This is a genomic window from Parabacteroides johnsonii DSM 18315, assembly GCF_025151045.1.
Lineage (GTDB): Bacteria > Bacteroidota > Bacteroidia > Bacteroidales > Tannerellaceae > Parabacteroides > Parabacteroides johnsonii.
In genome coordinates this window covers 3,004,409-3,016,778 of the sequence record NZ_CP102285.1, presented here as the reverse complement: position 1 = coordinate 3,016,778, position 12,370 = coordinate 3,004,409, and the positions used below count along the sequence as shown (strand labels likewise).

The 12,370-nt window shown below is 43.3% G+C and carries 9 protein-coding genes, 1 tRNA gene and 1 pseudogene; 8 read left to right on the top strand and 3 right to left on the bottom strand.

Annotated features, from left to right (window positions below; translation table 11 throughout):
• Window positions 1–26: 26 nt before the first annotated feature.
• Entirely contained in the window at window positions 27–1,088 is a 1,062-nt protein-coding gene (gene leuB, locus NQ564_RS12595; protein ID WP_008149822.1) for a 3-isopropylmalate dehydrogenase, read from the top strand.
• An 81-nt stretch (window positions 1,089–1,169) separates the two neighbouring features.
• On the opposite strand, the gene NQ564_RS12590 is transcribed toward leuB, so the two are convergent.
• On the bottom strand, window positions 1,170–2,243 hold the full coding sequence (locus tag NQ564_RS12590; protein ID WP_008149820.1) for an acyltransferase: 1,074 nt from the start codon (window positions 2,241–2,243) through the stop codon (window positions 1,170–1,172).
• A 43-nt stretch (window positions 2,244–2,286) separates the two neighbouring features.
• On the bottom strand, window positions 2,287–3,111 hold the full coding sequence (locus tag NQ564_RS12585) for a tetratricopeptide repeat protein (RefSeq protein WP_008149818.1): 825 nt from the start codon (window positions 3,109–3,111) through the stop codon (window positions 2,287–2,289).
• A 219-nt stretch (window positions 3,112–3,330) separates the two neighbouring features.
• Here NQ564_RS12585 and NQ564_RS12580 point away from each other — a divergent pair, with 219 nt between their 5' ends.
• Together NQ564_RS12580 and NQ564_RS12575 are read left to right on the top strand one after the other, a co-directional pair.
• The gene (locus tag NQ564_RS12580) at window positions 3,331–4,113 is read left to right on the top strand and encodes a mechanosensitive ion channel family protein (protein WP_227963262.1); all 783 of its coding nucleotides are present in this window, start codon (window positions 3,331–3,333) and stop codon (window positions 4,111–4,113) included.
• Window positions 4,114–4,480: 367 nt separating this feature from the next.
• Window positions 4,481–7,006 carry a DUF6383 domain-containing protein gene (locus NQ564_RS12575; RefSeq protein ID WP_021862955.1) on the top strand — a complete coding sequence of 842 codons (2,526 nt, stop codon included), beginning with the start codon at window positions 4,481–4,483 and terminating at the stop codon, window positions 7,004–7,006.
• A 74-nt stretch (window positions 7,007–7,080) separates the two neighbouring features.
• Here the strand turns inward: NQ564_RS12575 and NQ564_RS12570 are convergent, their stop codons facing one another.
• The gene (locus NQ564_RS12570; protein WP_008149812.1) at window positions 7,081–7,911 is read right to left on the bottom strand and encodes a hypothetical protein; all 831 of its coding nucleotides are present in this window, start codon (window positions 7,909–7,911) and stop codon (window positions 7,081–7,083) included.
• 301 nt (window positions 7,912–8,212) lie between these two features.
• Between NQ564_RS12570 and NQ564_RS12565 the strand changes: the two genes are divergently transcribed.
• The 5 genes and pseudogenes from NQ564_RS12565 to NQ564_RS12550 all read left to right on the top strand — a co-directional run bounded on the left by NQ564_RS12565 (window position 8,213) and on the right by NQ564_RS12550 (window position 12,281).
• On the top strand, window positions 8,213–9,643 hold the full coding sequence (locus NQ564_RS12565; protein ID WP_008149809.1) for a CCA tRNA nucleotidyltransferase: 1,431 nt from the start codon (window positions 8,213–8,215) through the stop codon (window positions 9,641–9,643).
• Window positions 9,630–9,737 (top strand): annotated as a pseudogene (locus NQ564_RS19425) (transposase); the annotation flags it as partial. The gene NQ564_RS12565 and the pseudogene NQ564_RS19425, both read left to right, overlap by 14 nt.
• Before the next feature lie 256 nt (window positions 9,738–9,993).
• On the top strand, window positions 9,994–11,106 hold the full coding sequence (gene lpxK / locus NQ564_RS12560; protein ID WP_008149807.1) for a tetraacyldisaccharide 4'-kinase: 1,113 nt from the start codon (window positions 9,994–9,996) through the stop codon (window positions 11,104–11,106).
• Window positions 11,099–12,130: a thiamine-phosphate kinase gene (thiL, locus tag NQ564_RS12555; RefSeq protein WP_008149804.1), complete on the top strand. Its 1,032-nt coding sequence runs from the start codon at window positions 11,099–11,101 to the stop codon at window positions 12,128–12,130. The genes lpxK and thiL overlap by 8 nt, the downstream gene beginning before the upstream one ends.
• Window positions 12,131–12,208: 78 nt before the next feature.
• Window positions 12,209–12,281 (top strand) — tRNA-Phe (locus tag NQ564_RS12550).
• The last annotated feature ends 89 nt before the right edge of the window (window positions 12,282–12,370 follow it).

Sequence of the window (12,370 nt, the reverse complement as noted above, 5' to 3'; positions counted from 1 at the left end):
TGGTAAATTAATAAATTATTTATGATATGAATTTGAATATAGCTGTACTTCCCGGTGACGGGATCGGTCCTGAAATTTCTGCACAAGGTGTGGATGTGATGAGCGCCGTTTGTAAGAAATTCGGACATGAAGTCCGTTATGAATATGCTCTTTGCGGAGCTGATGCTATCGACAAGGTGGGAGATCCTTTCCCAAAAGAAACGTATGAGATTTGTAAAGAAGCGGATGCTGTCCTCTTCTCTGCTGTAGGTGATCCGAAGTTCGACAACGATCCGACAGCTAAAGTGCGTCCTGAACAGGGGTTGCTGGCCATGCGCAAGAAACTGGGGTTGTTTGCGAATATCCGTCCCGTACAAACCTTTAAGTGCCTGCTGCACAAGTCTCCGCTTCGTGCAGACTTGGTGGATGGTGCGGATTTTCTATGTATCCGTGAACTGACGGGAGGCATGTATTTCGGGGAGAAATATCAGGACAACGATAAGGCTTACGATACCAATATGTACACACGCCCTGAGATCGAGCGTATCTTGAAAGTCGGTTTCGAATACGCCATGAAACGGAAAAAACATCTGACGGTAGTCGATAAGGCAAATGTCCTGGCTTCTTCTCGTCTGTGGCGCCAAATCGCACAAGAGATGGCTCCTTCTTATCCGGAGGTTCAGACTGACTATATGTATGTCGATAATGCGGCCATGCGTATGATCCAGGAACCCAAATTCTTTGATGTCATGGTAACGGAGAATACGTTTGGTGATATCCTTACTGACGAAGGCTCTTGTATCAGCGGTTCTATGGGCTTGCTCCCTTCTGCTTCGACGGGCGAAAGCACTCCTGTATTCGAACCGATTCATGGTTCATGGCCGCAGGCTAAAGGATTGAATATTGCCAATCCGTTGGCACAGATTCTTTCGGTTGCCATGCTGTTTGAGTACTTCGGGTGCAAGGCGGAAGGTGCTTTGATCCGCGAGGCTGTGGATGCTTCTCTGGACGCTAATGTCCGTACCCCTGAAATCCAGGTGGAAGGTGGTGCAAAATATGGCACAAAAGAGGTCGGTGCATGGATTGTCGACTACATTATTAACAATTGACAATTAATAATGGAGAATTGACAATTTAGCTTCGCGTTGTTCAAATTGGCTGCAAGTAATTGTCAATTCTCTATTCTTCGGTTATCCGATTATGTATTTACTCTTTGGCAGATAGGAAAGGGCTTTGATCATTAGATAAGAAGTAATGAAAGTGCAGAGTGCGATTACTGGAATCTTAATCATGGCACTGTCGGACAGATTATTCAACAAGTCATAGAACAGGTTCAGCAACATGATGTGTATTAGGTAAATTCCGTAACTCTTAATCGATATATCCGTAACTAACTTTCCGCAGGATGAATCTGGGCTCTTGATCCGGATATTCTTGATCAACAGGAAAATACCTGTAGCCACCATTGCCACGTTGATTGTCTCGTATCCCCAAGTGATTTCCAATTGAGGAACATATTCGGCTGTCGATAACCGTTCGTGGAAGCCGTACCAGGTGATGAAATAGCCCACTACCAATAAAGCGATGCCCACCGGCAGGTTCCAGCTTTTCCGTTCTGAAGCATATGTGCGTAGATAATAAGCTAATACCATATATCCCAGCAGCCCGGAGAAATAGTATAACATCGGAGTCCCGTTCCAGAAGCATTCCCCTAATATATCCGGAAATAACAGATGGATATAAGGCACGCACAAAGTAAACGCCCATATTCCAAGATATAGCTCGATGCTCTTTCGAGAAGCTGTTTTTAACCAAGGTGAAATGATAGGAGCGAAAAGATATAGTCCCATCAGCATATAGACATACCAGAGATGCCCCACTTGTGTCCCGAAGTTTACCGGGATTTTGAGGATATTCGTACAGGCGGTTGTAAAGTCCACTTGTCCCCGGAAGAACTGGTAGAAAGAGTAAGCGATACACCAGAATATAAAAGGTATGACTACACGTGTGAAACGTTTGCGGAAGAATTGTGCCGGCTCATCTTTTACAGGGAGAAGGAAATATCCGGTCAGCATCACAAATAGAGGAACAGCCGATCGGCAGACAGAGTTGTAAAGGTCTACCCAAAAAGCATTCTCTCCTTTTATCACATCCCCGATCGGGCCGATATAATAAAACTCTCCGGTGTGTACTTGGATTACCATATAGCAGGCTAGTACCCGCAGTACATCGAGCGCAAAATTGCGTTTAGTGTCTTTCTGCATAATAAGTAAGATGATTTAAGTATGTTAGAAAATGTTTGCTTGTTTATTGTTGGGCGAGTTTCATCAATTCCTTGATAACTTCTTTATTATATCCCATCGATTCGGCTTTCTTGAAATCAAGGGCTGCCCGTTCTTTTTCGTATTGTGCCAGCTTGATTTTGCCTCTCAGCACATAGAGATTGGCTGTCGGTTCGCTTTCGACGAAGACCTTTTCTATATCAGCCATTGCCCGTGCATTCTTTCCCATCATGAAATACAAGTCCGCCCGTCCTTCGTAGAGGACCCAGTCACGGGGCATTTCGCTGATCAGGTAGTTGAATATCCGTTCGCTTTCGTCATAGTTCCCGCGCATCTTTTCCAAAATGGCATGACCGAGGCGGGCGCGGACCGATTTCTCGTTTACTTCCAGGATCTTGTCGAAATCTTGTTCCGCCCACATATAATTTTGTAGCTGTATATAGAGCAGCCCGCGGCAATAAAGCGCTTCCTGATGTTCCGGATCTTCTATCAAAAGCGTGTTATAATCGTTCAATGCCTTTTCTGTTTCTCCCAGCTCGGTGTAAAGGGAAGCTCGGTTTTCGAGAATGGTGATATTCTTTGTATGCCCGCTTAGTGCGGAAGTATAGGAGATGAGTGCGTCTTCCAACTTTCCCTGCCGGCGTTGTATGGTTCCGAGGTTCGTAAGCAGGGCATAGTTCAGCGGGTTAGCCGGTTCTTTGCGCATAGCTGCTTTCAGGCTCTCTTCTGCGGACACCAAGTCACCTTTATCCACGAAGTCATAGCTTTTCTCTATTAATTCTTCGTATGATTGCGCAAAGCTGTTTCCTATAAACAGGAACAAACCTATAATAATCAAGAAAGTCCTCATTCTCTATCGTTTATATCTGTTATCTGACCGTTTGCAAAACTACATAATAAAATTGGTTCTTTATTCGAATAAAAAAACTTTATACCTTTGCTACAATTTCTAATACTTTTGGAATGAATGATTGTTATGTAATTAGTATGAATTTCCATTAATATAGTAATTATGATTGTAACAGCAATTGATCTTTCACATGGTTTGGAAGGTATTTTGAATTCCCTGATGACGCAAGGGGCGGCGTTGGGATGGACGCTTATCAAGGCGTTTTTGGTTTTTATAGTCGGACGTCTCCTGATTAACTTGGTGAATAAACTGATAAAACGGGTTTTGCTGAAACGCGATATCGATCCTTCAGTCAAGAGTTTCGTCGGAAGCCTGGTAAATGTTGTCCTGACTATTCTATTGATCATCTCGGTTGTCGGTGCTTTGGGTGTACAAACAACTTCTTTTGCCGCTCTTCTTGCTTCTGCAGGTGTCGCTGTCGGTATGGCTTTGAGCGGTAATCTGGCGAACTTCGCGGGTGGATTGATTATTCTTTTGTTCAAGCCTTTCAAAGTCGGTGACTATATAGAGGCACAGGGTACAGGCGGAACGGTGAAGGAAATCCAGATTTTCCACACGATTCTGTCGACACCTGATAATAAGATGGTGTATATCCCGAATGGATCGTTGAGTAGTGGAGCGGTCACGAACTTCAGCCGGCAGACTACCCGCCGAGTGGACTGGACGTTTGGTGTCGATTATGGTGAAGACTATGATAAAGTAAAGGAGGTGATCCAAACGATTCTTGCCCGTGACTCTCGGATTTTGGCTGATCCGGCTCCTTTCATTGCCTTGCATGCGTTGGCAGACAGCAGTGTGAATATTGTTGTCCGTGTATGGGTGGAAAGCCCGAATTATTGGAATGTTTATTTCGGAATCAATCAGGAGGTTTATGCAACATTCAATGAAAAAGGCATCAACTTCCCGTTCCCGCAACTCACTGTGCATCGGGCTGATAACTGATTTGTCCTGAAAAGAAAAGGGTTTGTTCAATAATCGATAGGTTTTGTAAGGAGTCTTTTTGAAGGATAAAATTTTGAACAAAAAGATTTATCTTTGTCAATCATTATAATAATTAACAAGAAAGATATAAGTACAAGATATTAAGAACTTTATTTCATTACTTTAGTATTATTATTTGATTATAAGAGAAAATGATTCCGGGCTCGTCACTTCGGTGACGGGCCTTTTTTATTATGGCATGGATAATGGCGTTTTTGTACATTATGCCCGGATGTAAGTATCTTTTATAGTAGATTATAATTTTGTGAAATAGAACTTTCCTATCTTTGTCAATGTTTGATAAAAAGATAATTTAAAAGAATTGCTTATGAATAAAAAGTTTACATCTTTGGCTGTCGCCTTGATGGTGGCAGGAACATTGTCGGCAGAAACGATTTCGATCCCTAAATTAGAGACTACCGAGGATTATTGTTATTTGAAAATGAAAAATCTTGCTTTGTCTTTACATGGATCCAAAGCAGACTCCGTAATCATGAAGGCTGTTGATGAGGAGAATTTGACTAAGGCGCAACTCGATTCTGCCCTATGGCAGATCGTTGATAAACAGATTGTCAACGGAGTGGCTACCTATCAGATAAGGAACAAAGCGACTAATGCTTATTTGGCTTTTGCTCCTAAAGATGAACCTACCCCAGTTTTGGACTTTTCGGCTAAAGGAATCAATCGCTGGCAGATGGATGGCAATAAGTTAAAAGGATACTATCCTGGAACGACCGATTATTTGGTGATAGGTGTTGGAAATGATGGCCAGTTTGCAATGAAAAAGGGGGGAGTAGGGACGGAAGTTAGCTTTGAAACCCCAAAAATAAACTTTCCTTTGAACGCCGAGTCGCTTGGTAATGGTTTTACCGTTTTCCAATTGGTTTTCGGAGATAAATATGAAGGAAATATCTTCGAAGGAAAAGAACTGATAGCGAAAGATGTGGATGCCGATAAGGGCTACGTTACCCTTCAAATCAAAGGTGATGAGGTGTTCTCGGACGGCAAATCGAAGTTGTTAGGGGTTGATACGACGAAGGTTACGATCACCAATGCAAATGATGTTTTTGGTGCTAATTTCAAGGCTGATTCGACTTATAAAGCATTAGCAGGTGTCCATACAGTTGGGAATGCAAATTTCCAGCAGTTCAAGTTTACGATCGACTTGAAGAACGATTCCATTGCAATGTATGTAAAAGCGGCTCCAAATGTAAATGGTGAATCGTTGAGCGAAGTGGTCGGTGATGTCCGTGTCGTTTATGCTCAGACCGGCAATAAGAAAGTATTGACAGTTTCGAGGGTTGGCACAGATGGAACGATCGAACAAGGTGCACTCCCGTTGATTACTTCCAGACAAGGCACACCGACAACGCTGCCCGATGGTGACGGCGTGTATTACCTCAAGAGCGCAAGCAAAGATGTTGAAGGTGGCAAATATTATGTGGCTTATAAAGACAATGAAGGTGTCTTTTTCGGTGGTGACAGCGTTCCGGTCCTGACTCGTCCACGCGGACAATGGATTGTCAAGGAAAACAATGGCAAGTATACGATCGTGGATCGTGAATCAAACACGGCATTGATTCAGAACAAGCAAATATTTGAAGTGCCGGGGATGGAAAGTGCGTACCTAATTGGTCAAGACACAATTTCAGTCAAGCAAGTAGGGGTAGATTTGAAAGACAAATTCATCGGCTCGTTTGCCCCGACTGAACAGGAACTGGTCGATAAGGGATATTATATGAGTCTCTTCACGTCGACTCCCGGTGTGCCGGATTTATTTATGTACACAAACGACTCTATTTTAAAAGGCAGCGCAGTGGATATGAACTTGTTTAAATTGTATCCGGTCGATACGACCGTTGTTGCCGGAGCCAAGTTGTTGGGCGACGAGATCTCCGAGATCACCTATGAGGTAGGCGGTTATTTCGTGGATGGAAAAATCGCTAAAGATGAAGAAAAGGAATTCTTGAAGTTCTCCACGTCTGCCGCTGCTCTCCGGTTCCGCTTCCGGATTCACCCGGCCGGATTGATGCAATATGCAATGATGACAGAAGACGGCAAATATGTCGGAATCGACATTAATTCTTCCAACCTGCAATTGACGGACCAGTGGACGAATGTGAACCTTGCACCGGAAGATGCCCCTGAATACGCCTCTTTTGAAGCTGGACACAAGCGTATCTCTGTCGATGGCAATTCGCTGGTGATGAATCCGCTCAACCGTTTTGCCCAAATGAAGGCGGAAGGTAGTGAAATCACAAAAGCTGTTTATGAGAAAGATAACTTCAGCTTGTGGGTGGAACCGGACACGGTAGTTGCAGGAAAACAGCTCTACTTCATATCCTCGGTAGTGGACGGTACTCGTTACTATTTGTCTTTCAAGGACACGACGGTGAATGGCATAAGTGCTGAGGCCTACAAGAATGCTATGTTCTTGCCGGATACAGTCAAGACGGTGAAAGACAGTCCGGCTTTGTTCGCCTTTAAGGTGAATGAGCATGGCGGTTATATCTTGGAGAACCAGCAGCAATTGAAGGGCGGATATCCATATGTCGGCATCGTGGGTAACTCTGTCGTGTTGGAACGATTCGCGTCTGTCGCATTCGAGGTACAAACTGCTTCCGCTCCGACAGCCAACGAAGAGATGAACGTCTCCGAAATCAAGGTGATCAGCAATGACGGTCAGGTTATCGTGACGAATGCTTCCGGTAAAATGATTACATTGTCCAACATCTTAGGACAAACAATCGGTGTTCGCAGAGCAAACTCTGAATACTTCTCAATGCCTGCTACCTCCGGCATTGTATTGGTAACAGTTGAAGGTGACACCACTTACAAAGTGATTGTAAAATAAGAACAATGATCTTATAACTAAAAAGGCGGCCTCCTGCAAAGGGAGCCGCCTTTTTAGTATTTGCTGGAGAAGTTTTATTTCTCGCCTGAAAGTTTCTTTTCTAAATAAGCCAACTTTTTAATGGCTTTTTCCTTTTCTTTCGTCAGTTTTTCGATGTCGCTTAATACGACAGCCAGTTCATACGTCGAAGCGATTGCTTTCTTATCCGCATCGGCAATATAGAGAATGTAAGGCTTTCCGCCTGTATATTCGACTTTGATGCGCTCTCCTTTATGGGTAAAAATGAACTTGACGGCATCTTCGCATTTCTCTCCCTGATAGGTTACTACTTCAGTCGTATTCCCTAAATCCTTGAAATGGTAGTTCAAGCCGCCGTCGTAGGGGATGGCAGGCGTTTCGGCAAAAAGGCCGTCCTGCGTGCTCAGCTTGATACCGGTATGATTGATTGGCTTGCCTCCGAAATAAACACTTGCCAGGTACATTTCTCCTTTCTCGTTTACACCGGAACGAATATAGCAGCGCTGGATATTACGTTCGATAGTTTGCTGCTTGGATACGTAATTTCCGATTTCATTATAAGCAGAATCCTTTTCGAAGTTAAAACCTTTCTTCAACCCTTCCAGTTCCTGCTGCTTGACAGGAATCAGACTGTCGCAGAAAGCCAAGTTGCGTTCCGCTTCCTTTTGTTCCACCTGGCGCATCAGTGTCAGACCTTCCCGAATTACCTTGAACTCTTTCGGATACAGGATACGGATGCTGTCTATTTCACTTTTGGCAGCAAAGAACTCATTCCGTTCATACATGCTTCTGGCATTGTCCAACTTTGCCTGTGCATTCTTCTCGTCATTGTTACAACCGGACAATGCCACGGCTGCAAGTGCTATACAGATTGCTGACTTTTTCATTATGATAATTGTTTAATTGTCTACTTCTTATTATCCGATGCAAAGATATTGGAAAAAGAGAGAATTAGCATCCCCGCAAGAATTTAATTATCTTTGCCCGATAAATGCTGATTTATGGGTGTGCAATAAAATAATGGTGTCTCGTGGGGGGGGCTACTCCGCCCAATGGAAATAAAGTCCGCCTTGCCGGATTCGATGGGCAGAGTAGAGCCCTGCCCCTGCAAATGACGATTATTTTGTATGGCCATGTCATCCAGGTTCCATGCCAATAAATCATTATTTATAAATAAACAATATATATATGTATATAGAACAAGGAGAGATATTAAACCATATTTCGGCGAAGGCGTTTCATCTGATTTCGGAAGCAGCAGACGAATTAGGGATTGAGGCATATGTGATAGGTGGCTATGTGCGGGATATATTTCTGCATCGCCCTTCTAAAGATATTGATGTCGTGGCCGTCGGGAGCGGCATCGAACTGGCGAAAGCTGTCGCTAAGAAATTGGGAAGGGGGGCTTATTTGTCCGTATTCAAGAACTTCGGTACGGCGCAGGTGAAGGCAGGTGACTTGGAACTTGAATTTGTCGGTGCTCGTAAGGAGTCCTATACACACGATAGCCGGAAACCGATTGTCGAAGACGGGACACTCGAAGATGACCAGAACCGTCGTGACTTTACGATCAATGCCCTGGCACTTTGCTTGAATAAGGACCGGTACGGTGAGTTGGTCGACCCTTTCGATGGTTTGACCGATATGGACAATTTGCTGATCCGTACTCCGCTCGACCCGGATATTACCTTTAGTGACGATCCGTTGCGTATGATGCGTGCTGTCCGTTTTGCCAGCCAGTTAGGGTTCTTTATCGATCCCGACACTTTCGATGCGATCGAACGAAACAAGGAGCGTATCTCGATTATCTCAAAAGAACGTATTGTCGATGAATTGAACAAGATCGTCCTCTCGCCGAAACCTTCTGTCGGCTTCGACTTGCTGGACCGTTGCGGACTGTTGCCTCTGATCTTCCCAGAACTTTGCGCTTTGAAAGGAGTGGAGACGAAGGAAGGGATAGGGCATAAGGATAACTTTGCCCACACGCTGATGGTGCTTGACCGCCTGAGTAAGACCACTGATAACTTGTGGTTGCGCTGGAGTGCCCTTTTCCATGATATAGCCAAGCCGGTGACGAAACGTTTCGATCCGCGCCTGGGGTGGACATTCCACAATCATAATTTTATCGGCGAGAAGATGATTCCCGGTATCTTCCGCAAGATGAAACTGCCGATGAACGAGAAGATGAAATATGTCCAGAAGATGGTCAGCCTGCATATGCGCCCGATTGCTTTGTCGGACGATGAGGTTACGGATTCGGCCATCCGCCGCCTGTTGTTTGATGCAGGTGACGATATAGACGACTTGATGAAGCTTTGCGAAGCGGATATCACGAGCAAGAACCCCGAAAAGGTACGCCGTTTCCTGAACAACTTTCAAAAAGTTCGCAGTAAGCTTGCCGCCATAGAAGAGAAAGACCGTGTGCGCAATTTCCAGCCGCCTGTGACAGGAGAGGAGATCATGGAAACATTTGGGCTTCCCCCTTCCCAGCCGGTCGGTATTCTGAAAGAAGCTATCAAGAATGCGATTCTTGACGGAGTGATCCCGAACGAATATGAAGCCGCCCATGCTTTTATGCTGCAACGGGCGGAGAAGATGGGGCTGAAGGTGGTGCGTTGAACCGGAGGTGGTCTTCGGACAGATGAAGTCCAATATGGCTTACCGCCGTTTCAGGCACATGGGAAAAGACAAGGTCGCGATGGATTTTGCCTTCGAAAAAGACGCCCTTTTCCGCTGGATAAGATGTAAAAACAGGGCATAAAAGTGTCCCTGACATAGCAGATAAACATCCCCTCATCTCCGGCAGGGATCCGCGAAGGCCCGGGTCTGCATCTTTCCCACACCCGGATGTCTGTGCCTCTTACACCCAGATCTCGAGTGGCTATCTAAGTTGTTTTTGGCAAAAAACAAATAAAAAACTGACAGCCCACCGATAAGTTAACTATATTTGTCAGCAGATAAGAAGTTACATGCAAAAAAATGACAAAATAAAATTTTATTCCTGCCTGGCTCCTCTTTCCTTTTTATATGGAATTGGGGTGTGGTTGCGAAATCGACTTTTTGATTGGGGTATTTTACATTCCGAACAATACCCTATTCCTGTAATTTGCATAGGGAACTTATCTGTAGGAGGAACGGGGAAAACTCCCCATACAGAATACATCATACGCTTGCTGAAAGACAAGTATCGCATTGCAGTATTAAGCCGAGGGTACAAAAGAAAAACATCAGGGTTTATTCTTGCTGACTCAGAAAGTTCCAGTTGGGAGATCGGGGATGAACCTTTTCAAATGAAAAACAAATTTCCGGATATACTTGTTGCTGTCGATACTAATCGCCGCCGGGGGATTCAAAATCTTTTGTCCCTCCCTGAAAAAGATAAACCTGAAGTAATTCTGTTAGACGATGCATATCAACATCGGTATGTGACCCCCTCCCTTTCGATCGTGTTGAGTGACTGTCACCGTCTATTTTACAATGACAAACTAATGCCTACTGGATATCTGCGAGAACCGATAAGTAATATAAACCGAACAGATATAGTGGTTGTTACTAAATGCGAAGAAGATATGAAGCCGATCGATTTTCGTATTATTGAAGAAAATATGAAGTTGCGGGCTCATCAGTTACTTTTCTTTACCAGCATCGTTTATGGGAAAGTCAAACCTGTATTCCCCTCGAAAGCTTGTTTCTTAAACCATAAAAATATAGGAAAAGAAGATGATATTTTATTGATATCGGGTATTGCAGTTCCCGCTCCATTTATTCGTGAGGCAGAAAAGTATTCAAACAAAGTGGTACCGATGGTTTTTCCCGATCATCATACATTTAGCAAATCAGATTTCAAAAAATTGGAGGTGGCATTCGAAAAGATGACTTCACCGGGAAAACTAATTTTAGTAACAGAAAAAGATGCAGCACGTTTAAAAAACAATCCTCTTGTTCCGGAAAGTTGGAAGAATTTTTTATATTATCTACCGATTGTAATCCAGTTTTGCAATGGGCAGAGTTTTGATGAGACAATAAAAAAACATATTATCACATTCCCCAAAAATAATATTTTACAAAACAAATATGAGTAATAGGACAGAAATATCAACATTAGGCGAATTCGGTTTGATTCGTCATCTGACTAATAGAATTGAAATAAAGAACAATAGTACGATAAAGGGCGTAGGCGATGATGCTGCAATCCTCTCCTATGAGAATAAACAAGTGCTTGTTACCACCGATCTATTATTGGAAGGTATTCATTTCGACTTGACTTACGTACCTCTAAAACATCTCGGATATAAATCGGCTGTTGTAAATTTTTCCGATATTTATGCAATGAACGGTCTGCCTAAGCAGATCACTGTATCACTTGGCATCTCCAAACGTTTTTCTGTTGAAGATGTAGAAGATTTTTATGCTGGGCTAAAGCTGGCCTGTGATGTGTATGGAGTTGACATTGTCGGAGGAGATACTTCTGCTTCTTTAACAGGACTTTGCATCAGTATCACTTGCATAGGGGAAGGAGAAAAAGACAAAGTTGTTCTTCGCAGTGGAGCCCAGGAAACGGATTTGATATGTGTTTCCGGTGATTTAGGAGCTGCTTATATGGGATTACAATTATTAGAACGAGAAAAACGGATATTTAAAGGTGAAAAAGATTTCACTCCAGATTTTACAGGCAAAGAATATCTATTGGAACGCCAGTTAAAACCGGAAGCACGTAAAGATATTATCGAGATGCTTCGTTATGCAGGGATTATCCCAACAGCAATGATGGATATATCAGACGGTCTTTCTTCCGAACTTTTACACATTTCAAAAGAAAGTAATGTCGGATGTCGTGTATATGAAGATAGAATTCCTATCGATTATCAAACAGCTGCAATGGCTGAACAATTTAATATGAACTTGGTAACCGCAGCTTTAAATGGTGGTGAAGACTATGAACTACTTTTCACTGTTCCTCTCATCGATCATGACAAAGTATCTGAAATGAAAGGTGTTAAAATAATCGGTCATATTACAAAACCAGATCTCGGTAACTACCTGGTAGGCCGTGATGGAGGCGAAGTCGAACTAAAAGCACAAGGTTGGAATTCTTTGGAGGAATAAAAATTCAATAAAAAGCGACTCCACCTATTGCAAGATTCAAAAAAGATCCATATCTTTGCACCCGTTAAACAAAACAACGGTGCCATAGCTCAGTTGGTAGAGCAAAGGACTGAAAATCCTTGTGTCCCCGGTTCGATTCCTGGTGGCACCACTTTTTAAGAAAGAAAAATGATGTAAATCCCTGAATTTCAAAGAAATTCGGGGATTTTTCTTTTCCAAAAATAGGTAAAATTAGTGGGA